This is a genomic window from Pseudomonas sp. NFACC39-1 (assembly GCF_900110355.1).
GTDB lineage: Bacteria > Pseudomonadota > Gammaproteobacteria > Pseudomonadales > Pseudomonadaceae > Aquipseudomonas > Aquipseudomonas tehranensis.
In genome coordinates this window covers 195131-218751 of sequence record NZ_FODL01000006.1, presented here as the reverse complement: position 1 = coordinate 218751, position 23621 = coordinate 195131, and the positions used below count along the sequence as shown (strand labels likewise).

23 protein-coding genes are annotated in these 23621 nt (G+C 62.3%); 8 read left to right on the top strand and 15 right to left on the bottom strand.

Annotation, left to right across the window (positions count from 1 at the left end; genetic code table 11):
* Positions 1 to 9 precede the first annotated feature (9 nt).
* Positions 10 to 1155, bottom strand: a complete 1146-nt coding sequence (locus BMY45_RS15165) for an efflux RND transporter periplasmic adaptor subunit (RefSeq protein ID WP_092398948.1) — start codon at positions 1153 to 1155, stop codon at positions 10 to 12.
* Positions 1156 to 1420: 265 nt separating this feature from the next.
* On the opposite strand from BMY45_RS15165, the gene BMY45_RS15160 reads away from it, so the two are divergent.
* Entirely contained in the window at positions 1421 to 2122 is a 702-nt protein-coding gene (locus tag BMY45_RS15160; RefSeq protein ID WP_092398946.1) for a response regulator, read from the top strand.
* 4 nt (positions 2123 to 2126) lie between these two features.
* The gene (locus BMY45_RS15155) at positions 2127 to 3428 is read left to right on the top strand and encodes an ATP-binding protein (RefSeq protein WP_092398944.1); all 1302 of its coding nucleotides are present in this window, start codon (positions 2127 to 2129) and stop codon (positions 3426 to 3428) included.
* A 32-nt stretch (positions 3429 to 3460) separates the two neighbouring features.
* On the opposite strand, the gene pncA is transcribed toward BMY45_RS15155, so the two are convergent.
* Positions 3461 to 4087, bottom strand: a complete 627-nt coding sequence (pncA, locus tag BMY45_RS15150; protein WP_092398942.1) for a bifunctional nicotinamidase/pyrazinamidase — start codon at positions 4085 to 4087, stop codon at positions 3461 to 3463.
* Positions 4088 to 4274: 187 nt separating this feature from the next.
* Between pncA and BMY45_RS15145 the strand changes: the two genes are divergently transcribed.
* On the top strand, positions 4275 to 6353 hold the full coding sequence (locus BMY45_RS15145; RefSeq protein ID WP_092398940.1) for a putative bifunctional diguanylate cyclase/phosphodiesterase: 2079 nt from the start codon (positions 4275 to 4277) through the stop codon (positions 6351 to 6353).
* An 8-nt stretch (positions 6354 to 6361) separates the two neighbouring features.
* Here BMY45_RS15145 and BMY45_RS15140 read toward each other — a convergent pair whose 3' ends face one another.
* Together BMY45_RS15140 and BMY45_RS15135 are read right to left on the bottom strand one after the other, a co-directional pair.
* Positions 6362 to 7465, bottom strand: coding sequence for a DNA alkylation repair protein (locus tag BMY45_RS15140; protein WP_092398938.1), 1104 nt, complete (start codon positions 7463 to 7465; stop codon positions 6362 to 6364).
* A gap of 108 nt (positions 7466 to 7573) precedes the next feature.
* Positions 7574 to 8197 carry a DJ-1/PfpI family protein gene (locus BMY45_RS15135; protein WP_092398936.1) on the bottom strand — a complete coding sequence of 208 codons (624 nt, stop codon included), beginning with the start codon at positions 8195 to 8197 and terminating at the stop codon, positions 7574 to 7576.
* A gap of 162 nt (positions 8198 to 8359) precedes the next feature.
* Here BMY45_RS15135 and BMY45_RS15130 point away from each other — a divergent pair, with 162 nt between their 5' ends.
* Positions 8360 to 8668 (top strand): RcnB family protein, encoded by a 309-nt coding sequence (locus tag BMY45_RS15130; RefSeq protein WP_092398933.1) that lies wholly within the window; start codon positions 8360 to 8362, stop codon positions 8666 to 8668.
* A gap of 5 nt (positions 8669 to 8673) precedes the next feature.
* On the opposite strand, the gene BMY45_RS15125 is transcribed toward BMY45_RS15130, so the two are convergent.
* Together BMY45_RS15125 and BMY45_RS15120 are read right to left on the bottom strand one after the other, a co-directional pair.
* Positions 8674 to 8997 (bottom strand): protealysin inhibitor emfourin, encoded by a 324-nt coding sequence (locus tag BMY45_RS15125; RefSeq protein ID WP_092398931.1) that lies wholly within the window; start codon positions 8995 to 8997, stop codon positions 8674 to 8676.
* Complete coding sequence (locus BMY45_RS15120) at positions 8997 to 10058, bottom strand: M4 family metallopeptidase (protein WP_092398929.1); 1062 nt, start codon at positions 10056 to 10058, stop codon at positions 8997 to 8999. Before BMY45_RS15120 ends, BMY45_RS15125 begins: the two co-directional genes overlap by 1 nt.
* A gap of 146 nt (positions 10059 to 10204) precedes the next feature.
* Here BMY45_RS15120 and BMY45_RS15115 point away from each other — a divergent pair, with 146 nt between their 5' ends.
* Positions 10205 to 10546: an FKBP-type peptidyl-prolyl cis-trans isomerase gene (locus BMY45_RS15115; protein ID WP_092398927.1), complete on the top strand. Its 342-nt coding sequence runs from the start codon at positions 10205 to 10207 to the stop codon at positions 10544 to 10546.
* A gap of 55 nt (positions 10547 to 10601) precedes the next feature.
* Positions 10602 to 11357, top strand: a complete 756-nt coding sequence (locus tag BMY45_RS15110; RefSeq protein ID WP_092399342.1) for an ArsR/SmtB family transcription factor — start codon at positions 10602 to 10604, stop codon at positions 11355 to 11357.
* Between the two features lie 342 nt (positions 11358 to 11699).
* Here the strand turns inward: BMY45_RS15110 and BMY45_RS15100 are convergent, their stop codons facing one another.
* The gene (locus BMY45_RS15100; protein ID WP_092398923.1) at positions 11700 to 12494 is read right to left on the bottom strand and encodes an AraC family transcriptional regulator; all 795 of its coding nucleotides are present in this window, start codon (positions 12492 to 12494) and stop codon (positions 11700 to 11702) included.
* 109 nt (positions 12495 to 12603) lie between these two features.
* On the opposite strand from BMY45_RS15100, the gene BMY45_RS15095 reads away from it, so the two are divergent.
* The gene (locus BMY45_RS15095; RefSeq protein WP_092398921.1) at positions 12604 to 13533 is read left to right on the top strand and encodes a DMT family transporter; all 930 of its coding nucleotides are present in this window, start codon (positions 12604 to 12606) and stop codon (positions 13531 to 13533) included.
* A gap of 75 nt (positions 13534 to 13608) precedes the next feature.
* Here BMY45_RS15095 and BMY45_RS15090 read toward each other — a convergent pair whose 3' ends face one another.
* The 5 genes from BMY45_RS15090 to BMY45_RS15070 form a co-directional block, all read right to left on the bottom strand.
* Positions 13609 to 14628 carry a branched-chain amino acid aminotransferase gene (locus tag BMY45_RS15090; protein WP_092398919.1) on the bottom strand — a complete coding sequence of 340 codons (1020 nt, stop codon included), beginning with the start codon at positions 14626 to 14628 and terminating at the stop codon, positions 13609 to 13611.
* A 255-nt stretch (positions 14629 to 14883) separates the two neighbouring features.
* The gene (lpdA, locus tag BMY45_RS15085) at positions 14884 to 16266 is read right to left on the bottom strand and encodes a dihydrolipoyl dehydrogenase (protein WP_092398917.1); all 1383 of its coding nucleotides are present in this window, start codon (positions 16264 to 16266) and stop codon (positions 14884 to 14886) included.
* Between the two features lie 18 nt (positions 16267 to 16284).
* Positions 16285 to 17547, bottom strand: coding sequence for a dihydrolipoamide acetyltransferase family protein (locus tag BMY45_RS15080; protein WP_092398915.1), 1263 nt, complete (start codon positions 17545 to 17547; stop codon positions 16285 to 16287).
* The gene (locus BMY45_RS15075; protein ID WP_092398913.1) at positions 17548 to 18606 is read right to left on the bottom strand and encodes an alpha-ketoacid dehydrogenase subunit beta; all 1059 of its coding nucleotides are present in this window, start codon (positions 18604 to 18606) and stop codon (positions 17548 to 17550) included.
* Between the two features lies 1 nt (position 18607).
* Positions 18608 to 19843, bottom strand: coding sequence for a 3-methyl-2-oxobutanoate dehydrogenase (2-methylpropanoyl-transferring) subunit alpha (locus BMY45_RS15070; RefSeq protein WP_047227604.1), 1236 nt, complete (start codon positions 19841 to 19843; stop codon positions 18608 to 18610).
* Between the two features lie 192 nt (positions 19844 to 20035).
* On the opposite strand from BMY45_RS15070, the gene bkdR reads away from it, so the two are divergent.
* Positions 20036 to 20524, top strand: coding sequence for a Bkd operon transcriptional regulator BkdR (gene bkdR, locus BMY45_RS15065; protein ID WP_092398911.1), 489 nt, complete (start codon positions 20036 to 20038; stop codon positions 20522 to 20524).
* Positions 20525 to 20679: 155 nt separating this feature from the next.
* Here the strand turns inward: bkdR and BMY45_RS15060 are convergent, their stop codons facing one another.
* The 3 genes from BMY45_RS15060 to BMY45_RS15050 form a co-directional block, all read right to left on the bottom strand.
* Positions 20680 to 21549 (bottom strand): aldose 1-epimerase, encoded by an 870-nt coding sequence (locus BMY45_RS15060; RefSeq protein ID WP_092398909.1) that lies wholly within the window; start codon positions 21547 to 21549, stop codon positions 20680 to 20682.
* A gap of 206 nt (positions 21550 to 21755) precedes the next feature.
* Positions 21756 to 23036, bottom strand: a complete 1281-nt coding sequence (locus tag BMY45_RS15055; RefSeq protein WP_092398907.1) for a TRAP transporter large permease — start codon at positions 23034 to 23036, stop codon at positions 21756 to 21758.
* Positions 23036 to 23563, bottom strand: a complete 528-nt coding sequence (locus BMY45_RS15050; RefSeq protein ID WP_092398905.1) for a TRAP transporter small permease — start codon at positions 23561 to 23563, stop codon at positions 23036 to 23038. The genes BMY45_RS15055 and BMY45_RS15050 overlap by 1 nt, the downstream gene beginning before the upstream one ends.
* Between the last annotated feature and the right edge of the window lie 58 nt (positions 23564 to 23621).

Sequence of the window (23621 nt, the reverse complement as noted above, 5' to 3'; positions counted from 1 at the left end):
ATGTCCTGCTTACTGGCGCTGGGCAAGTGGAGAGTCTTCGATCCGGACTTTTTCGCCGGGACGTGCATGTTGCAGGCCTTGCACCACGATGCGATCACCGGGTTTCAGGCCATGGGTGACAACCCAGCGGTCGTTTTGCACGGCGCCCAGTTCCACCGGTTGCAGGCTGACCTGTTGCTGCGCATCGAGCAGCAGCACCTGGGCAACGCCGGCGCTGTCGCGCTGGATGGCCCGTTGCGGCACGCTGATGCCTTGTCGGTCGACGGCTTGCTCCAGGCGCACGCGCACGAAGCTGCCGGGCAGCAGGTCAAGGTCAGGGTTGGGAAACTCGCTGCGCAGGGTGATCTGGCCGGTGCCCGGGTCGACGCTGATGTCGGTGAACAGCAACTTGCCCGGCAACGGGTAGAGGCTGCCGTCATCCTGGATCAGCGTGGCCTTGGCCTGATCCTGGCCGACCTGCTGCAACTGGCCGGAGCGCAACGCCCGGCGCAGTTCGTTGAGTTCGCGGGTCGACTGGGTGAGGTCGGCGTGGATCGGGTTCAATTGCTGGATGAGGGCCAGCGGCGTGGTCTCGTTCTGGCCCACCAGCGCCCCCTCGGTCACCAGCGCCCGGCCGATGCGCCCGGCAATGGGCGCGGTGACCGTGGCGTAGCCCAGGTTAAGTTTGGCTCGTTCCACGGCGGCCCTGTTCGCGGCGACATCGGCGGCGGTCTGGCGGACGGCGGCGCGGGCATTGTCGTAGTCCTGGCCGCTGATGGCGTTATCTTCGATCAACTGCGAGTAACGTTGCGCTTGCAGGCGGGCCTGGAACGCGTTGGCCTCGGCCTTGCGCAACGCCGCTTCGGCGCTGTCCAGGTCGGCCTTGAACGGCGCCGGGTCGATGCGAAACAGCACATCGCCTTTCTTCACGTCGCTGCCTTCGCGAAAGACCCGCTCCAACACCACACCGGGGACGCGCGCGCGCACTTCGGCGATTCGCGGCGCGGCAATGCGTCCGCTCAGTTCGCTGCTGATAGAGAGTGGGCGGGCTTCGAGGGTTTCGATCGCCACAGTGGCCAGCGGCGCCGCGTCTTCAGGGCTCGAGGCGCTATCGCAGGCGCTCAGCAGCAACGCGCCGAGCAGCAGGCCCAGGGTGGCAGTAGAGTTCTTTGGCATGGTGCTTCCCCGATAATGAACGTTGCATGCTACGGGGGGTGAAAGGGTGGATCGGTAAAGCTTTGTAGGGGCTGTGTGAAATTGTGTAAGGGGTTTGCTCGGGAGGGGGCGAGGGCGTATATCCTTGGCGACTTGATTTCCCGGGCGACTGTAGTGACGCCTTCGCGAGCAAGCCCGCTCCCACAATGCTCACGCCGATTCTGTGGGAGCGGGCTTGCTCGCGAAGGCTACCTATCAGGCGCCCCAGCACTTTCTGGAAACACCCATGCCCAACATCCTCCTGGTGGAAGACGACACCGCTCTTTCTGAACTGATCGCCAGCTACCTGGAGCGCAATGGCTATCGGGTCAGTGTGCTCAGCCGTGGCGATCATGTACGTGAACGGGCGCGGGTCGATCAGCCGGACCTGGTGATCCTCGACCTGATGCTGCCGGGGCTGGACGGCTTGCAGGTCTGTCGCTTGTTGCGGGCTGATTCGGCCACCTTGCCCATACTGATGCTCACTGCCCGGGACGACAGCCATGATCAGGTGTTGGGTCTGGAAATGGGCGCCGATGACTACGTCAGCAAACCCTGTGAACCCCGGGTCCTGCTGGCACGCGTTCGGACCTTGCTGCGCCGCAGTAGCCTCACCGAGCCGCAGACGGTCAACGACCGCATTCTCATGGGCAACTTGTGCATCGACCTGTCCGAACGCACCGTGACCTGGCGCGGGCAAGCGGTGGAGTTGTCCAGCGGCGAATACAACCTGCTGGTGGTGCTGGCCCGGCATTGCGGCGAAGTGCTGAGTCGCGACCAGATTCTGCAGCGTCTGCGCGGCATCGAGTTCAACGGCACCGACCGCTCGGTGGACGTGGCGATCTCCAAGCTGCGGCGCAAGTTCGACGACAACGCCGGCGAAGCCCGCAAGATCAAGACCGTGTGGGGCAAGGGTTATCTGTTCAGCCGTTCCGAGTGGGAATGCTGAGTCGATGTGGAAGCTGCTGATTCGCCTGTACCTGGTCACCATCGTGTCCTACAGCGCCGCGATCTACCTGATGCCGGAACTGGTGGTCCGGCTGTTTCATGAACGCTTTCTGAACTACAACCTCGATTACTCCCGTGGCCTGCAAACCTTGATGGTCAGGCAGTTCCATAACGTGCCCAGCGAGCAGTGGCCGGCACTGGCGGCACAGATGGACAAGGAGTTCGAGCCGCTGCGCATCGAGCTGGCGGCCATCAATGATGCCGGTTTCAGCGCCGCCGAGCAGGCGCGTCTCCAGCGCGGCGAGAACGTGGTGCGCCTGGGCGAATGGGCCTGGCGAACCCTGGCGGCCGCGCCGCTGGATGAGCGCACGGCGGTCAAGATGATCGTGCCCCCGGACCCGACCGAGGTGAGTTGGCTGTATTGGAGCATCAACGTGTTGATCGGTGCGACGATGCTGGCCTGCCTGCTGCTTTGGTTACGGCCGCATTGGCGCGATCTGGAACGGCTCAAACGCACCGCTGAACGCTTCGGCAAAGGCCATTTGAGCGAACGTACGCAGATTGGCTCCAGCTCGAACATCGGCAGCCTGGCCCACGTGTTCGATACGATGGCCGGCGACATCGAGCGCTTGCTCAACCAGCAGCGCGATCTGCTCAATGCGGTGTCCCATGAATTACGCACGCCCTTGACCCGCCTCGATTTCGGCCTGGCCCTGGCGCTGTCCGATGACCTGCCGCCGGCCAGTCGCGAGCGGTTGCAAGGGTTGGTGGCGCACATCCGCGAGCTGGATGAGTTGGTGCTGGAGTTGCTGTCCTACAGCCGTCTGCAGAACCCCGAGCATCTGCCCGAACGAGTGGAGGTAGCGCTGGACGAGTTCATCGACAGTATCCTGGGCAGTGTCGACGAGGACCTGGCCGCGCCGGACGTGGTGATCGATGTGCTGCTGCACGGTGCGCTGGAGCGTTTCGTGCTGGACCCGCGCCTGACCGCCCGGGCGTTGCAGAACCTGTTGCGCAATGCCATGCGTTATTGCGAAAAGCGGATCCAGGTCGGCGTACTGGTCGGCGTCCAGGGTTGCGAGATCTGGGTCGACGACGACGGTATCGGTATTCCTGACAGCGAGCGCGAGCGTGTGTTCGAACCGTTCTATCGCCTGGACCGCAGCCGCGACCGCGCCACGGGCGGTTTTGGCCTCGGCCTGGCCATCAGCCGTCGCGCCCTGCAAGCCCAGGGCGGCACGCTGACGGCGCAAGCCTCGCCGCTGGGCGGGGCGCGGTTGCGCTTGTGGTTACCGACACCGTACTGATGCGGCTGTGGAAGGGGTTCATGTAGCAGGGGTCAGGCGTCTATTGCACTCGACTCAATCAGCGCCACACCCGCTTGCTGCATCCGCCGGATCGCTGCCTCCATCGAGCCGTCGATATCAATGCCCCGACAGGCATCGAGCACCACCAGCGCATTGAACCCCGCCGCGCGGGCATCCAGCGCCGAAAACATCACGCAAAAGTCCAGCGCCAGCCCCACCATATACACCGTGTCGATGCCGCGCTCCTTGAGGTAGCCCGTCAAACCGGTGAGGGTCTGGCGGTCGGCTTCCATGAAGGCCGAATAGCTGTCGATGTCCGGGTTGCAGCCCTTGCGAATGATCAGTTGGGCGTGGGGCAAGTCCAGGGCCGGGTGCAGCGCGGCGCCTTGGCTGCCCTGTATGCAGTGGTCAGGCCAGAGTTTCTGTTCGCCATAGGGCAGTTGAATGAGGTCGAACGGCTGCTTGTCCGGGTGGCTGGAGGCAAACGAAGCATGCCCGGCCGGGTGCCAGTCCTGGGCGAGGATCACCTGCCTGAATGAACGGCCCAGGCGGTTGATCAATGGCACGATTTCGTCACCCCCCGGTACGGCCAGTTGGCCTCCTGGGATGAAGTCGTTCTGAACGTCTATTACCACTAATGCGGCGGTTGGGGGTGTCATGAATGAGTCTCCTGAACATGGCCCACCACAGCTTAGCCGAACGGAACGGGATGTCTTTCGTCGCAAATATTCCAGAGGTGATGGCTTTTTGATATTTGGTCGGTACGCCCGTACCGCAATTGAGTACAATCGCCGCCTTTCAACCGGGCATGGAAGCAGTTCGGCTTTCCAGTCACGAGAAAAACCCATGCTCATCGGCAGTTATTCACCGGCCCTTGTTTCAATTTCCCTGTTTGTTGCGGTACTGGCTTCCTACACCGCACTGGACATGACCGGACGCATCGCTACCACCCAAGGGCGTGCGGCGCATTGGTGGATGGCCGGCGGTTCCCTGGCAATGGGCGTCGGGGTCTGGTCCATGCATTTTATCGGCATGCTCGCGTTCACCTTGCCGGTGGAGCTTGGCTACGATGTGTCGATCACCGCCTTGTCGCTGCTGATCGCCATCCTGTCCTGCGGCTTTGCCCTGTGGTTGGTCAGCCAGCCGCAATTGCCGGCGTGGCAACTGGCTTTCGGCGCGTTGATCATGGGCGCCGGCATCAGTGCCATGCATTACACCGGCATGGCGGCGCTGCGGATGCAGCCGGGTATTGATTATGACCCCTCGTTGTTCGGGGCTTCGCTGGTGATTGCGGTCTGCGCTTCGGCGGCAGCGTTGTGGATCGCCTTTCGCCTGCGCCAGAACATCCCTCATGTACGCCTGGCCCGCGCCGGCGCCGCCGTGGTGATGGGCCTGGCCATTGTCGGCATGCATTACACCGGCATGGCCGCCGCGCGGTTCAGCGACGGCAGTTTTTGCGGTGCCCTGGACGGCTTGAGCAGCAAGGGTCTGGACAATCTGGTGCTGATCACCACGCTGGCGGTGCTGGCCATCGCCTTGCTCACCTCGATTCTCGATGCACGCCTGGAAGCCCGGACCGCAGAGCTGGCCCAGTCGTTGACCCTGGCCAACCGCGAGCTGACGCAACTGGCCCTGCACGACCCCCTCACCGAATTGCCCAACCGCGTGCTGCTGGCCGATCGTATCGATCAGGCCATGCATCGGGTGCATGAGCAGGGCGGCTGTTTCGCCTTGATGTTCATCGACCTGGACGGCTTCAAGCCGGTCAACGATGCTTTCGGCCATCACATGGGCGACCTGTTGCTGCGCGACGTGGCCCTGCGCCTGCGGGAAGACTTGCGCAGCCAGGACACCCTGGCGCGGATCGGCGGTGATGAGTTCGTGCTGCTGGTGCAACTGGCCGAGCCTGACGATGCGTTGCGACTGGCGGCCCGCCAGGTCGGGCTGATCGGTCGCACGTTCCGGGTGTCCGATCATGACTTGCAGATATCCGCCAGTGTCGGCATCGCGCTTTATCCGGGCAACGGCCAGAGCGCCGAAGAGTTGCTGATGAACGCCGACGCGGCGATGTACCACGCCAAGGGTGCCGGCAAGAACGGCTACAGCTTTTTCGATGCCTCGATGAACAGTAACGCCCGCAAGCAATTGCAATTGCTGCAAGACCTGCGCATCGCCGTCGAGCAGCGCCAGTTCAGCCTGCATTATCAGCCCAAGTTCGACGCGGCCAACGGCCGTCCGGTCGGTGCCGAAGCCTTGTTGCGCTGGACGCATCCAACCCAGGGCCTGTTGATGCCCGATACCTTCATCGACCTTGCGGAAAAGACCGGGCTGATCATCCCTATCGGTGAATGGGTGTTGAACGAGGCCTGCCGCCAGATGCGCGAATGGTACGTGCTCGGCTACACCGACTGGCGCATCGCGGTGAACCTGTCGGCCTTGCAGTTTTGCCACGTGGGGCTGGTGCAGAGCGTCGCTACGGCGCTGGAGACTCATCATTTGCCGGCCAACAGCCTGACCCTGGAAATCACCGAGACCACGGCGATGAGCGATGCCGATGCCAGCATGACCGTGCTGCAGCAGCTCTCGGACATGGGTGTGGACTTGTCCATCGACGACTTTGGCACCGGTTATTCGAGCCTGATGTACCTCAAACGGTTGCCGGCCAACGAGCTGAAGATCGATCGCGGTTTCGTGCGCGACCTGGAGCACGACAGTGATGATGCGGCGATTGTCTCGGCCATTGTCGCCCTCGGCCAGGCATTGGGGCTGCGGATTGTTGCCGAAGGGGTGGAGACCGACGTGCAGCAGGATTTCCTGACTCAGTTGGGGTGCGATTCGCTGCAAGGTTATCTGCTGGGCCACCCGCTGCCGGCCGAGCGCTTCTTGCAGGACATTCGCAAGGCACAACGGCTGACGCTGGCCTGAGCGGCGGCTCAGGAAACGATATCGAACGCCGTGCTGCCCAGCCGCTCGCCATTGACCAGCAGATGCACCGCGTGCCGGCCCGCGTAGTGTCGGCGGGTGGTCAGCTCGCGAATGTGCTGGGAGCGGCTGAGGCTGACGCATTCCAGAGCGGGCAGGTCGAAGGTCTTGAGCTTGAAGACTTTGGCCGAGGTGCCGCCCGAGGCCTTCACGTAGTCGATGGCATAGTCGATCACCAGACGCTGGCTCTGCTCAAGGGTTGATTGCACCTTGAACGACAAGGTGATGGGCTCGCCGAGCCGAATCACCGCCGGTGTAACCTGCAAGTCCAGCACCTGGATGTGCGCTTTGCCGCCAACCCCGATGACCGCCAGTGCCCGCGCATTACCTTGTTTGATCAGGCTGCGCAAAGCATGGCGGGCGATCCATGCGGTATGGCGATCTTGCAGGGGCCAGCCTTCGATCCGGTCCAGCACCCAGTCAGGGTGCTGCTTGGTGATGTCGTTGAGATGATTGGCCACGGACTTGCGTACATACAGGCTGTTGTCGGCCTTGAGGGTCTCAAGGATGGCGGCGGCGAGGTCGGGATTGGCCTGGATCGGTTCCAGATGGAACGACCACGGCAAGCGCGGCCTGCTGCCTTCGCTGGCCAGGCGGCGTACGTGTTCGTTGGGATCGTGTGCCCAGTCGTGCATGGCCTTGAGGGTGCGCGCCAGGTCATCGCGCAGGAAATGCCGCACGGCGAACTCCGAGGAGCCGAACCGGGTGAAATACTTGAGCGCATCCAGGGACAAGTCGAAGCTTTGCCGGCCGTAGGACGCCACGTAGTGGGGCAGGAACATGCTGACAAACATGCTGTTGAGGCGGGGCGCCAGGTCTCGCAGCACATCCAGCGAGGTCTCGTAGTCCAAGGGCAGTACCGCATGCAGGCACTCACTGACCCGCGCCATGCGTTGCATCACCGACAGCTCGCTCAGCCCGTCTTTGGCCATGTTCAGGAACGCCCGGCTATCGAAAGCCGGATACACCGAGCTCATCTCACTGGCGATGTGCTCAAGGCGTGTTGCGTTGAAGATTTCCTTGAGGGCAGGGGATGAGTTGGTGGGGGTGGTCATGTCGGGGTCCGTGCGGTGAGGTGTGTTGGACTTTATAGGGGATGTGGCAGCCAAAGAGTAGCCCGACCCGTGACGAGGGAGCGGGCTCCCTCACCACCGGGCATCGCGTCAGACTTGCGCCATCTCACTCACATATTGGCGAATATGCCCCAATCCCCGCTCCACATAAGCCTCTTTCTCGCCCACCGGGGCAAAGTAGTGCAGCACTTCCCGGGCGGTCTCCAGCCCCTTGAGCCGCGCCAGCACCCAGGCCGACAGGTACTGGGCGGAGAAACAGCCTCCGGCGGTGGCGATATTGCCATTGGCGTGGAACGCCTGATTGACCACGTTGACGCCCGCCGCGACGACCCAGGGTTTACTGGTGGTGTCGGTGCAGGCCGGTGCCTGGCCGAGCAGCCCCAGGCGTGCCAGCAGGAATGTGCCGGAGCATTGCGAACCGAGCAGTTGGCGAGTCGGGTCCAGGCGCAACTGGCTCATGATGGCCGGGTCATTGGCGACCTCGCGGGTCTTCATGCCACTGCCGAACAACACGGCGTCGGCCTTGCAGGCCTGCTCCAGGTCGATCTGGGCGTCGATGGTCAAGCCGTTCATGGACGTGACGCGCGGGGTAGGTGAAGCGATGCTTACACGCCAATCCTTATCGCCCACCAGGGAGATGCGGCTGAGCATGCCATAGGCAATCAGTGAGTCCAGTTCGTTGAAGCCGTCGAAGGTCAGAATGGCGATATGCATGGCGAGCCCCGGTTTTTATAAATGGCTTTTTTGCCAGCCTACGCCGGTTGTAGGCATCACCGCCCCGTACAGTCGGCGACGGATTCGTCGCTACAGTAAAAGGAATGATTTGCCGCCGTTGAAGTCGGAGAGTTCAGTATTCTCGAAATCACTGGAGTTTTTATGCGCAACCCTACCCTGATCGCCAGCCTGGTCCTGATCACCGGTCTCGCCGCCTTTGGTCCTGTGGCGCAAGCGGTCGAGGCCACCGGAGATGCGGTGGAGCATTCCCCCAACAATGGTCGCCGTTTGGTGGAAGCGGACCGGACGCCGGCTGAATATCAGCGCTCGGACAAGGCCATTAAAAACTGGAAAGAGAAGGGGCTCGAAGCCCCTGAGGAAGGCGCGCAATGGGTGCAGATCCATGACAAGTACGTGATGGTGGTGATTGCCTCCGGGCGGATTCTGAAAATCACCCCCACCACGCGCTAGTTCCTTCAGCTGACTTGGCCTTTGTCCCACAGGCGCACCAGCTCGCCAGGTGCCTGATCTTCAGGCACCTGCAGCACCATTTCGTCGTCCTGGTCGTTGGCGCGGTAGCGCACTTCGATGCGGAAAAAACGCTGGTCGCCACGCCCCGGCGCCGCCGAGTCCAGCGGTAGGCAACCCTCCAGTACTGAGCAGATACGCGTGCGCTGGTCGAGATCGCACTGGGCGAAATCGATTTCCCGAGGGCGAGTCAAGGCGGAAATCGCCGCTACGCCGCCCTGACGAGACAGCCGGACCACCGCGTGATCGTCGAGGGGTGGAAGAGGTTTCATCAATGCTCCTCGGTTAAATCGACGCCTACCTGCGCCCAGCCATTCTGCACAGCCTGCACTTCCCGAGCACCGAAGCGCTGGCGGGCGTGCTCGACGGTCAAGCGGGCGAAGGCGCTGAAGGACGCGTCGTTGGCCAATCTTCTGTCGCACAAGGTTTCATACCAGATCCGCCCGGCCTTTTCCCAGGCAAATCCGCCCAGCGTCGTGGCCGCCAGATAGAAGGCGCGGTTGGGAATGCCGGAGTTGATGTGCACGCCGCCGTTGTCCTCGCGGGTGATGACGAATTCACGCATGTGCGCCGGTTGCGGGTCCTTGCCCAGCAGCGGGTCATCGTAGGCCGTGCCAGGGTTGGACATGCTGCGCAGGCCGTCGCCGTTGATCTTGTCCGTGAGCAGGTCGGCGCCGATCAGCCAGTCGGCCTGGTCGGCGGTCTGTTCGAGGACGAACTGCTTGACCAGCACCCCGAATACATCGGACATGGACTCGTTCAACGCGCCAGACTGGTTGGCGTAGATCAATCCGGCTTCACTTTCGGTCACGCCATGGGCCAACTCATGGGCCACCACGTCGAGGGAACGGGTGAAGCGCTGGAAGATTTCGCCATCGCCGTCGCCAAACACCATCTGTGCGCCGTTCCAGAACGCGTTTTCGTAGTCCTGGCCGTAATGCACGCTGCCCACCAGGGCGAAGCCTTTGTTGTCGATGGAGTCGCGCCCCAGCACTTTCCAGAAAAAATCGTAGGTGGCGCCGAGGGCGTTGTAGGCCTCGTCCACAGCCGCATCGCCAGTGGCTGCCTGGCCTTCGAGGCGTACCGGCTGGCCGGGCAGTTCCATGGTGTTTTGTGCGTCATGCACGCTGCGCTGGGGTTGGCCGGGCTTGCCCGGCCTGGGCAGCGCTGCGGCGGCGGGCGGGTTGTGTGGCGGACCGGGGTTGTGCCGCAGATTGCGTACATGGGTCAGGGTGCCGAGGGCACTGGAACGTTGATGTTCGGAGCCGTGGGCGATGATTCGGTTGAGGATATAGGGAGGAATGAAACCGTGGAGCGGGCGAGAGTCGATCATCAGAATATCCTTATCTGAAATGCAGGGTCGATACCCATGTGAACCGAAGCGACCGCTGCGGTTCCCTTGTGCAGCCAATACACAAAAGTTTGCCAGCCACGCGGATTTCTGCGAAAACCCGCGCCTGAACCACACGGGAGTAGCCCATGAACGAAGAACTGCAAATCATCGACCTGGAGCAGGGCGACGGCAAAAGCGTAGTCAAAGGCGCGCTGATCACCACCCAGTACCGAGGCACACTGGAAGACGGCACCGAATTCGATTCGTCCTACAGTCGAGGCAAACCTTTCCAGTGCGTGATCGGCACCGGTCGGGTGATCAAGGGCTGGGACGTCGGCCTGATGGGCATGAAGGTCGGCGGCAAGCGCAAGCTGTGGGTGCCGGCGAATCTGGCCTACGGCGAACGGTCCATGGGCGTTCACATCAAGCCGGGCGCGAATCTGATTTTCGAAATCGAACTGCTGGAAGTGCTGACCCGCGACGATTGAAAGGGTTGCTACTCTCTCCAGTCCTAGCATGGCGCTATTCATCGGGGTGCGAAATATGAATGCAGAGCAACATGATCTTGGGGTGTCCCAGGTCGCCGCGGCCATTGCCGAACCGGCCCGTACCCGAATGCTGTGCGCGTTGATGGACGGCCATGCCCGAACCAGCACGGAGTTGGCGAGCATCGCCGATGTCAGCGCCTCTACCGCCAGCAGCCATTTGGCGAAGCTCAAGGAATTGGCCTTGGTGCGTCTGTACGTCCAGGGCCGACATCGCTATTACAGCCTGGCGGATAGACGCGTTGCCCAGGCCCTTGAAGCGTTGATGGTGATCGGCCAGAACGCCGCCCCGACCTTCACCCCGCGTACCCCGGATCGCCTGCAATTTGCCCGCACCTGCTACGACCACATGGCCGGCACGCTGGCGGTGCGCTTGCACGATCGGATGCTTGAAGCCGGATGGCTGGTGGAGATGGAAGGCAAAGGCTATCGCCTGAGTGACGATGGCGAGGCGCTGTTGCAAGGGCTGGGCATTGATGTCCAGGCGCTTGCCGTTCAGCGACGCCGGTTTGCCTGCCCATGCCTGGACTGGAGCATGCGCCGGCCGCACCTGGGGGGAGCTTTGGGGGCGGCATTGCTGCAAATGGCGATCAAGCGCAAATGGGTGATCCAGGACCTGGACAGTCGGGCGCTGGGCTTGACGGCCAGTGGCCGCAAGGAAATGGCGACGCGATTGGGTGTCGATGTCGAGATGGATGTCGGCTCTGCTGGCGCCATCGCGAGCAGGCTCGCTCCCACAGTGGAACTGCGCTGAACATATGATTGACGGCCACTGACAGACCCTGTGGGAGCGGGCTTGCCCGCGAAGGGCCTTCACATCCAGCATCCATGCAAGCTGATCCACCGCCTTCGCGAGCAAGCCCGCTCCAACAGTGGAACTGCGCTGAACACATAATTGATGTCCAACGACAAACCCTGTGGGAGCGGGCTTGCTCGCGAAGGGGCCTTCACATCCAGCATCCATGCAAGCTGATCCACCGCCTTCGCGAGCAGGCTCGCTCCCACAGTGGAACTGCGCTGAACATATGATTGATGGCCAACGACAAACCCTGTGGGAGCGAGCCTGCTCGCGATAGCCATTCCAGCACCACCCTCATTATCCAGCCATGTGCCTGCGTCGATACTCATCCGGCGCAGTCCCCATCATTTTGCGAAACATGCTGATGAATGCCGAGGCGCTGCTGTAGCCCAGGTCCAGGCCGATGGTTTCCACGCTCTGGCCACGTTCGAGCAGGGCCAGGGCTTCGATGACTTTCAGGCGCTGGCGCCATTGCACCAATGACATGCCCAAATCCCGCTGGGCCCGGCGCATCAGCGTGCGTTCGGTGGTATTGGCGGCGCGGGCCAGGGCCGGCAGCGAGCGCGGATCGCCGGGGTTGGCCTCCAGGATCCGCAGCACGGGGCCCAGCAGCGGGTCATCGGAGGAGGGCAGGTAGCTGCCGACATGAGGTGCCTGGGCCAGCTTGTCCACCAGCACCTGCAACAGGCGTTGCTGTTCAGGTGTCTGTGGCTGGCTTGGCGGATCGCTGCGCAGCTCTTCCAGGAGCGCGCGGATCAACGGGCTCAAGGTCAGCGCGCAGGGTGCGGCAGGCAGCGCACTGCACAGTTCGGCCGCCAGGTACAACGAACAGTGGCAAGCCTCGTGCCGATTGAACCCCACATGCTCCATGTCCGGCGGTAGCCAGATACCGTACTGCGGTGGTGCCAGATAATGGTGCCGGGCGATTTCGATCTCCATTACACCACTGTAGGAGTAGACGAACTCCCCCCAGGCATGCCGGTGCCGTGGGTATGTGGTATGGGCGGGCATGCAGGCGCTGCGAAAGTAAATCGGCGCCGGCAGCGCCGTTTCGAACGGAGGCATCTTCAAGTGTTGGGCATGAGGTTGCATATCGACCGCGATGGCGGATTACCGGGATGGTTTGTCGGATAATCACTATATCCAGTAAAGGTGTCAGGGACACACTCCCTTTATCGAATCCAGCCCAAGGACTGTTCCCATGACCACCCGCCGTGCCCTGGATGGCCAGGTCTGCGCCCTGATGACCGGCCTCTGTGCCATCTGGGGTTTCCAGCAAGTCGCGATCAAGGCCAGCGCCGCCGACATGGCGCCGATGTTGCAGCTTGGCGTGCGCTCCGCCATCGCCGCGGTGCTGGTCTGGCTGCTGGTGTGGGCGCGCGGTGAACGCCTGTCCCTGGCCGATGGCAGTTGGCGTCCGGGCCTGGTGGTGGGCTTGCTGTTTGCCCTGGAGTTTGTGTTTGTGGGTGAAGGCCTGCGCCACACGACGGCTTCGCACATGGTGATATTCCTCTACACCGCACCAATGTTCGCCGCCCTCGGGCTGCACTGGAAACTGCCGAACGAACGCCTCAAGCCGCTGCAATGGCTGGGCATCGCCGTCGCTTTCGCTGGCGTGGTGGTGGCGTTCAGTGGTGGTTCGGGTGCGCAGAACGGCAGTTCATTGCTGGGTGATGGCATGGGTTTGTTGGCCGGTGCCTTGTGGGGCGCGACCACGGTGACGGTGCGTTGTTCGCGGTTGACGGACCTGCCCGCCAGCCAGACGCTGCTGTATCAACTGGTCGGTGCGGGGGTAATGCTGATCGGGATGGCGGTGGTGCTGGGGCAAACGACGATCAACCCTACAGCGCAATTGATGGCCAGCCTGGCATTCCAGGTCTTGCTGGTGTCCTTCGCCAGTTTTCTGATCTGGTTCTCTCTACTGCGCCGCTACCTGGCTTCGCAGCTGGGGGTGCTGTCGTTCATGACGCCGCTGTTTGGCATCGGTTTCGGTGTCTGGTTATTGGATGAACCGCTGGAGCCGAACTTCATCGTTGGCGCGGCTTTGGTATTGAGTGGGATTCTACTGGTCAGTGGTTACGGATGGTTTCGCCAGCGTTGGGGGCGATGGCCGGTTTTGCGGCGCGAGTAAGGGAGACAAACCCATGGGGCGAGGGAGCTTGCTCCCTCGCCACAAAAGCCCCCTAGTGCAACGGGGAGGCTTGGATCAGACCTTGACGATCCAACCCGCTGGCGCTTCCACGTCACCGGTCTGCACGCCGGTCAGTTCTTTGTAGAGCTTCTGAGTGATCGGACCGACTTCGGTTTCGCTGTGGAACACGTGCAGCTTGTCCTTGTAGCTGATGCCGCCAATCGGAGTGATGACCGCAGCGGTACCGCAGGCGCCGGCTTCCTTGAAGTCCGACAGTTTGTCGATGAACACGTCGCCTTCGATCACTTCCAGGCCCAGGCGCGATTTGGCCAGTTCGATCAGCGACAGGCGAGTGATGCCCGGCAGGACCGATGGGGATTTTGGGGTGACGAATTTGTTGTCGTGGGTGATGCCGAAGAAGTTCGCCGAGCCGACTTCCTCGATTTTCGAGTGGGTCATCGGGTCCAGATAAATGCAGTCAGCGAAGTTCGCCTTCTTGGCCTGGGAACCGGGCATCAGGCTGGCGGCGTAGTTGCCACCGACCTTGGCCGCGCCGGTGCCTTGTGGGGCTGCGCGGTCGAAGCTGGAGATCAGGAAGTTGTGCGGGGTCAGGCCGCCCTTGAAATAGGCGCCGACCGGGATGCAGAAGACCGAGAAAATGAACTCGGGGGCGGTGCGTACGCCAATATTGTCACCCACGCCGATCACGAAAGGACGCAGGTACAGCGCGCCACCGGTGCCGTAAGGCGGGATAAAGCGCTCGTTGGCGCGGACCACTTGCTTGCAGGCTTCGACGAACTGTTCGGTCTCGACGAACGGCATCAGCAGGCGCGCGCAGCTGCGCTGCATGCGGGCGGCGTTCTGGTCCGGGCGGAACAGGTTGATCGAGCCGTCCTTGCAACGATAGGCTTTCAGGCCTTCGAAGCACTGCTGACCGTAGTGCAGGGCGGTGGAGCCCTCGCTGATGTGCAGCACGTTGTCGTCGGTCAGGGTGCCGGCGTCCCAGGCGCCATCGCGCCAGTGCGACAGGTAGCGCTTGTCGGTCTTGATGTAGTCAAAGCCCAGTTTGTCCCAATTGATGCTCTCGTTACCCATGACACCCTCTATTTCTTAACAACCGCCGAAACGGTTCAAGGCTTCTGACGTTTTTTGGATGGGGACAACAATACTTCATTCCGGGGTTGTTTCGCAGCCTGTGGCGAGGGGATTTATCCCCGCTGGGCTGCGAAGCAGCCCCCCTTGGTTCCGATACCCCCATATACCTGACGTCCGGTGCTGACAGGTATTGGGGTTGCTGTGCAACCCAGCGGGGATAAATCCCCTCGCCACAAGGTCATTCACCCACAGCTGTTATAAATGCAACGCATGCCCCAACGCTCGCAACGCCGCTTCCTGCACCGCCTCGCCCAGTGTCGGGTGGGCGTGGATGGTGCCGGCGATGTCTTCCAGGCGTGCGCCCATTTCCAGGGACTGGCCGAACGCGGTGGACAGCTCCGAGACGCCTACGCCGACTGCTTGCCAGCCGACGATCAAGTGATTGTCCCGCCGCGCCACGACCCGCACGAAGCCGCTTTTCGATTCCAAGGTCATGGCCCGGCCATTGGCGGCGAACGGGAAGCTGGAAACGATGCAGTCGAGCCCGGCCGCCTTGGCCTCATCCGGTGTTTTGCCGACCACCACCAGTTCCGGGTCGGTAAAGCACACCGCAGCGATAGCCGCCGGGGCGTACTCGCGAGGCTGGCCGGCGATCAGCTCGGCAACCATTTCGCCCTGGGCCATGGCCCGGTGGGCGAGCATCGGTTCGCCGCTCAAATCACCGATGGCCCAGACGTTACGCATGCTGGTCTGGCAACGGTTGTCGATTTTTACCGCCGCACCGTTCATTTCCAGCTGCAACGCTTCGAGGTTCCAACCCTGGGTGTTGGGTTTGCGACCAACGGCCACCAGCACCCGGTCGGTCTCCAGGTTCAGCGTGTCGCCCGCGGGATCACGCACCTGCAAGGTGCCGGCCTGGGCATCGAAGCCTTCGACGCTGTGTTTGAGGTACAGCTTCACGCCCAATTGTTTGAGCGCCTCGTGCACCGGTTGGGTCAGTTCGCCGTCGTAGGCCGGCAGAATCCGCTCCTGGGCTTCGACCACGCTGACCTCGGCGCCGAGCTTGCGGTAAGCGATGCCCAACTCCAGGCCGATGTAGCCACCGCCCACCACCACCAGGTGCTTGGGCAGCGAGGCAGGGGCGAGGGCTTCGGTGGAGGAAATGATCGGCCCGCCGAGCGGCAGCATCGGCAGCTCGACGCTTTTCGAGCCGGTGGCCAGCAGCAGGTGTTCGCACTGGATGCGCGTGTCGCCGACGTCCACGGTCTTGCCATCGACGACGTTGGCCCAGCCGTGAATGACCTGGACCTTGTGTTTTTTCAGCAGGGTCGCGACGCCGGTGGTCAGGCGGTCAACGATGCCGTCCTTCCATTCCACGCTCTTGCCGATGTCCAGGCTCGGCGCCGACACCGTGATACCCAGGGCCGAGGCCTGACTGTGGTGCTGTGTCTGGTGGAACTGCTCGGCCACATGGATCAGCGCCTTGGATGGGATACAGCCGATGTTCAGGCAAGTCCCGCCCAGCGCCTGGCCTTCCACCAGAATGGTCGGGATACCCAACTGACCGGCGCGGATCGCTGCCACGTAGCCGCCGGGGCCGCCGCCGATGATCAGCAGCGTGGTGTTCAAAGTTTGCATCGCCTGCTCCATTGATGATTAGTCCACAAACAGGGTGGCGGGTTGTTCGAGCAGGCCGCGCAGAGCCTGGATGAATTGCGCCGCGTCCATGCCGTCGACCACCCGGTGATCGAAGGAACTGGAGAGGTTCATCATTTTGCGGATCACGATCTGGCCCTTGATCACTACAGGCCGTTCGACGATTTTGTTCACGCCGACGATCGCCACTTCCGGCAGGTTCAGCACCGGGGTACTGACGATACCGCCCAACGCGCCGAGGCTGGTCAGGGTGATGGTCGAGCCGGACAACTCATCGCGGCTGGCCTTGCCGTTGCGGGCCGCCGTGGCCAGTCGCGAAATTTCTGCCGCGCTGTCCCACAGGCTGCGGGCTTCGGCGTGGCGAACCACCGGCACCATCAGGCCGACGTCGCTCTGGGTGGCGACGCCCACGTGCACGGCGCCTGAGCGGTGGATGACCTGGGCTTCGTCGTCGTAGCGGGCGTTCATTTGCGGGAAGTCCCGCAGGGCCACGACCAGGGCGCGTACCAGGAAGGGCAGCAAGGTCAGCTTGCCGCGATCGGCACCGTGTTTTTCATTCAAATGCACCCGCAGCTCTTCCAGGGCGGTGACGTCGATTTCCTCGACGTAGCTGAAATGCGCGGCGCGCTGAGTGGCGTCCTGCATGCGCTGAGCGATCTTGCGGCGCATGCCGATCACCGGGATCTGCTGTTCGTCGTGGCGTTCGGCATAGCCTGCACCGCCCTTGGCCTGGACCGATGGCCCTTGGGCCAGATAGGCGTCCAGATCTTCGTGCAGAACCCGCCCGGCCGGGCCACTGCCCTGGACCAGGCGCAATTGAATGCCCAGGTCCAGTGCGTGTTTGCGTACGGCCGGAGAGGCCAGCGGCCGCTCGTCAGGATCGCGGGCTACCGGCGCTTGCGGTGCGGGGCGTGGCGCTGCTGCGGGTTTTTCCAGCGTTGGCTCAGGCGTCGCCACCGGTGCGGCTTTCGGCGCTGGTGCGGCAGCGGCGGGTTGCGCCGATTCCTTGAGGTTGCCGGCACCTTCGACTTCAATGCGGATCAGTTCGCTGCCCACCGCCATGACTTCACCGGGCTCGCCACCGAGGGCGATTACCCGACCATGCACGGGCGAGGGAATGTCCACCATGGCCTTGTCGGTCATGACATCGGCCAGGACCTGATCCTCGACCACCAGGTCGCCCACCTTGACGTGCCACACCGACAGTTCAACTTCGGCGATGCCTTCGCCAATGTCCGGCATCTTGATAACGTGCGTGCCCATTCAGACCTCCATGACCCGTTTCAACGCCGCGCCCACACGGGACGGCCCTGGGAAATACGCCCACTCCTGTGCATGCGGATAGGGTGTGTCCCATCCGGTGACACGCTCGATGGGCGCTTCCAGGTGATGGAAACAATGTTCTTGCACCAGCGACACCAGCTCGGCGCCGAAGCCGCAGGTGCGGGTAGCTTCGTGGACGATCACGCAACGACCGGTCTTTTTCACGGACTTGACGATGGTCTCCAGGTCCAGCGGCCAGAGGCTGCGCAGGTCGATGACTTCGGCGTCGATGCCGGTTTCTTCGGCGGCGACCTGGGACACATACACCGTGGTGCCGTAAGTGAGGATGGTCACGTCCTTGCCTGGGCGGGTGATGGCGGCGACATCCAGCGGCACGGTGTAGTAACCGTCCGGCACCTGCGCCGACGGGTGTTTCGACCACGGCGTTACCGGGCGGTCGTGGTGGCCGTCGAACGGGCCGTTATAGAGGCGCTTGGGTTCGAGGAAGATCACCGGGTCATCGTTTTCGATGGAGGCGATCAGCAAGCCCTTGGCGTCATAGGGATTCGAGGGCATGACGGTGCGCAGGCCGCAGACCTGGGTGAACATTGCTTCGATGCTCTGGCTGTGGGTCTGGCCGCCATAGATGCCGCCGCCGCAGGGCATGCGCAGGGTCATCGGCGCGGTGAACTCGCCGGCCGAGCGATAGCGCAGACGCGCCGCTTCGGAAATGATCTGGTCCGAGGCCGGGTAGACGTAGTCGGCGAACTGGATCTCGGCCACCGGTCGCAACCCGTAGGCGCCCATACCCACCGCGACGCCGACGATCCCGCTTTCGGAAATCGGCGCGTCGAATACCCGGGAGGTGCCGTATTTGTTCTGCAGGCCTTCGGTGCAGCGGAACACGCCGCCGAAGTAGCCCACGTCCTGGCCGAACACCACGACGTTGTCGTCGCGCTCGAGCATCACGTCCATGGCCGAGCGCAGGGCCTGGATCATGGTCATGGTGGTAGTGGTCATGGCGGTGTCCAGCTGGATATTGTTGTTGTGATCGTTCATGTCAGATCCCCAACTCCTGACGCTGGCGCTTCAAGTGCTCCGGCATCTCTTTGTAGACGTCTTCGAACATGGTCGCGGCGCTTGGAATCTGCCCGCCGGCGAGGGTGCCGTACTGCTCGGCTTCCTTCTGCGCGGCGATCACCTCGGCTTCGAGTTCAGCGGTGACTGCAGCATGTTCCTCTTCGGACCAGTGGCCGATTTTCACCAAGTGCTGCTTGAGGCGCGCAATCGGGTCGCCCAGCGGAAAGTGGCTCCAGTCGTCGGCGGGGCGGTATTTGGACGGATCATCGGAAGTGGAGTGCGGGCCGGCGCGGTAGGTGACCCATTCGATCAGCGCCGGGCCGAGGTTGCGCCGGGCGCGTTCGGCGGCCCAGCGCGAAGCGGCGTAGACCGCCATGAAGTCGTTGCCATCGACCCGCAGCGAGGCGATGCCGCAACCGACGCCGCGTCCGGCGAAGGTGGTGGCTTCACCACCGGCAATGGCCTGGAACGTGGAGATTGCCCACTGGTTGTTGACCACGTTGAGGATCACCGGCGCCCGGTAGACGTGGGCGAAGGTGAGGGCGGTGTGGAAGTCCGATTCGGCGGTGGCGCCGTCACCGATCCAGGCCGAGGCAATCTTGGTGTCGCCCTTGATCGCCGAGGCCATGCCCCAGCCCACACCCTGGATGAATTGTGTGGCCAGGTTGCCGGAAATGGTGAAGAAACCGGCGTCCTTGACCGAGTACATGATCGGCAACTGCCGGCCCTTGAGCGGATCACGCTCGTTGGACAGCAGTTGGCAGATCATGCCCACCAACGGCACTTCGCGGGCCATCAGGATGCTTTGCTGGCGATAGGTGGGAAAGCACATGTCATCGATGTTCAGCGCCAGGGCCTGGCCGCTGCCGATGGCTTCCTCGCCAAGGCTCTGCATGTAGAACGACATTTTTTTCTGGCGCTGGGCGACCACCATGCGGTTGTCGTAGATGCGCGTCTTGAGCATGGCGCGCATGCCTTTGCGCAGGATCTCCAGAGGTACGTCTTCGGCCCATGGGCCGTGGGCATTGCCCTGGTCATCGAGCACGCGAATCAGTCCGCGGGCCAGGTCGGCCGTGTCGGACGGTTCAACGTCGATGGAGGGTTTGCGCACCGTGCCGGCATCGCTCAGATGCAGGTAGGAGAAGTCGGTCTGGCAGCCGGGACGGCCCGAGGGTTCGGGGACGTGCAGGCGTAGCGGTTCATACGCTGGGTTCATGGCTTTCTACGCTCGATCTTGTGAATTTCTTGTAGTGGGCGCGCTAGCTGACGAACTTTCCCGGGTAAGGAAAATTGTCCTACAACAATCATAGGCTCGACGCAGAAGAATATTTTTCTCTGTTGGGTTGCTGTTCAGATCATTTGCAGATAAAAAATCTGCACAACGATAAAAAACAGGATTATTTGTCTCATGCGTAAACTGGATCGCACCGACATCGGCATTCTGAACAGCCTTCAGGAAAACGCCCGCATCACCAACGCCGACCTCGCACGGTCGGTCAATCTATCGCCCACGCCTTGCTTCAATCGGGTCCGAGCCATGGAGGAGCTGGGGGTGATACGCGAGCAAGTCACGCTGCTGGATGCCGATCTGCTGGGGCTGCATGTCAACGTGTTCATTCACGTCAGCCTGGAGAAGCAGGTGGAGGAGGCGTTGCAGCACTTCGAAGAGGCGATCTCCGATCGGCCGGAGGTGATGGAGTGTTACTTGATGGCAGGCGACCCGGATTACCTGATCCGTGTGCTGGTGCCGTCGATCCAGTCGCTGGAGCGGTTCATGATGGACTTTCTGACCAAGGTCCCGGGTGTGGCGAATATTCGTTCGAGCTTTGCGCTCAAGCAGGTTCGCTATAAGACCGCGTTGCCGCTGCCGGCGAACGGGTTGACCTTGGGGACCTGACATCCCGCTGGGCCTGTAGGAGCTGTCGAGTGAAGCGAGGCTGCGATCTTGTCCCAGACAATTGAGTCGCGAGCAAAAGATCAGATCAAGATCAAAAGATCGTCCGAACGCGGCCCGAGCCTTCGGCAGCTCCTACAGGAACCTTTCTGGAGGGGCTACAGGAGTCGGCACTGCATCGAAAACCCCAGCGTCACCGATTGCCCTTGCTCCAGCAAGCGCAACCCTGGCCGCCCTGGCAGGTGGTGGGCATTGACCGGATGGCTGACCGGTTCGATGCAAAAGAAATCCAGGCCCACGGGACAGTAGAGCAGGAAGTATTCGCTGCCGCTGGCTCGGCATTCCAGCTCATAACCCAGGTCCGGTTGCTGGATCAGGCAATGCCCGTCCCATCCGCCGAAGCCGTTATCCACCAGTGTGTCCGGCAGCAAGCGGGGTTGTTGGAAGTCCCAGATTCGAGGAACGCTGCCCAACGTTGTCGGGAGTTTTTTCTCATCGCACATCCAGACGTCGGTCGCACGGGTTTGCAGGCGCGTGCCGGCAGTGCGCGGGAAATACGGGTGCAAACCCAGCCCGTGCCACGCGGCCTGTTCGGCCTGGTGGGTGACGTGCATTGCAATCTGCAACTGACCGCCGCTCAAACGGATCCGCAGGCTGGCGCAGTAGGCGAACGGATGTTGGCTGTCGAGCTGCAACTGCGCTTCTTGTGGGCTGTGTTCGATCACTTGCCAGGGTTGCTGCCAGGCGCTGCCATGGATCGGGAAAGGGTCGTTGGGGCTATTGGCTTGCAGGGCGAGCCAGCCGCCAGGGCAATCGAAACCGCCCTGGGCGATCCGGTTCGACCACGGGATCAGGGGGAAGCAGCCGAGTTTGCCGGGCAGGCGGTTTTCCAGGGCTTGAGGCGCGGGAGGGCGCAACAGCGGCTGACCGCTGCCGCGCAACGTCCAACTGACCAGGCTGGCACCCAGGTGCGGGGCCAGGGTCAGGCGAGTCTGTTCGTCTTCGAGGTGGAGAAGAGGCGGCGTCATGTTGGCTTGTCTGCTGGGTTGGAAATAACTTCGGGACGATTCTTGTGTGAATGCTTTTGTGGCGAGGAAGCTTGCTCCCGCTGGACCTGTAGGAGCTGCCGAGCGAAGCGAGGCTGCGATCTTGTCCCAGACAATTGAGTCGTGAGCAAAAGATCGCAGCCTTCGGCAGCTCCTACAGCCTCACGGGAGCAAGCTCGTTTACAGGGTTACAACACCAGACGCGGCAACCACAGCGAGATCGCCGGAATGTAGGTCACGGCCAGCAACACCAGGAACAGCACGCCGTAGAACGGCAGCAGGGCCTTGACGGTGCTTTCGATGCTGACCTTGCCAATGGCGGCTCCGACGAACAGCACGGCGCCCACCGGCGGGGTAATAAGCCCGATACCCAGGTTCACCAGCATGATCATGCCGAACTGCACCGGGTCCACGCCGATACCCATGATCACCGGCATCAGGATCGGTGTCAGGATCAGGATCAGCGGCGCCATGTCCATCACCGTACCCAGAACCAGCAGCATCGCGTTGATGCACATCAGGATCACGTAGCGGTTGTCGGAGATGGTCAGGAACAGGGTGGTGATTTTCGCCGGTATCTGCATCAGCGTCATGATGTAGCCGAAGCTGGCGGCGAAGCCGATCAGGATCATCACGATGGAGATGGTACGCACCGTGCGATGCATCAGTTTCGGCAACTCGCTCCACTTATAGTCGCGGTAAATGCACATGGTCACGAAGAATGCCCAGAGCACAGCGATGGCGGCCGATTCGGTGGCGGTGAAAACACCCGAGAGGATGCCGCCGAGGATGATGAACATGGTCATCATGCCCCACATGGCTTCCCGGCAGATTTTCAGCGCCTGCTTGAGGGGAATCACTTCGCCCTTGGGATAGTTGCGCTTCTTCGCGAAGATCAGGCACAGCACCATCAGGCAGGCGTTCATCAGCAGGCCCGGCACGATGCCGGCCATGAACAGTGCACCGATGGAAACTGTCCCGCCGGCCGCCAGGGAGTACAGCACCGCATTATGGCTGGGCGGGGTCAGCAGGGCTTGTACCGAACCACTGACCGTCACTGCGGTGGAGAACTCCCGCGGGTAGCCGCGGCGTTCCATCTCCGGGATCAGTACCGAACCCACCGAGGCGGTGTCGGCCACCGAGGAACCGGAAATGGCACCGAAGAACGTCGAGGCCATGAGGTTGACCAGTGACAGACCGCCGCGTACGAAACCCACCAGCACCCCGGCGAAGGCCACCAGCCGACGAGACATACCGCCCTCGGCCATGATTGCACCGGCCAGGACGAAGAACGGAATGGCCAGCAACGAAAATTTGTTCACCCCGCCCGCGACCTGGATCATCACGGCCTGGAACGGGATGTCGATCCACCACGCGCCGATCAGCGCAGCGGCGCCCAGGGCGTAGGCGACCGGCATGCCGATCAGGATCAACAGGAAAAAACTGCCCAGCAGAATCAGAGCGTCCATTAAGCGGCACCTTCACTTTCTTCGACCAGGTCGAACTGCACGACCCGACGCTTGCTCTGATCACCGAGCAAGAGTTTTTCCAGGACAAAAATCAGGGTCAGAAAACCACCGACCGGTATGGGCATGTACGTGATGCCGACCCGCAGCGTGGGCAGGGCGCTCATGTACTGATTCCAGGTGGATATGCAGAGTTTGGTGCCGCCGCTGATCATGAAGATGCAGATTGCCGCCATCAGCAACTGGGAAAACACCGATGCCGCGGTTTTCAAGTGAGGGGGCAGGCGGTTGGTGAGCATGTCCACGGCCATGTGCGCACCGGCGCGGTAACTGGCGGCGGCGCCGATGAACGTGAACACGATCATCAGCAAAATCGCGGTGGGCTCAGGCCAGCTTGAGCCAGTGCCCAGCACGTAGCGGGCGAACACGCCCCAGGGAATCATCAGAGCAATTGCCAGGACAGAGAGGCCGGCGACCCAGATGCAAGTCATGTAAATCTTGTCGTTGATGCGTAGCAGCAGATTCTTCATCGGGTTCCACCGTAACCGGGCACGCCCTGTGACATCGGGCGCGCCTGGCCTTTTCAAG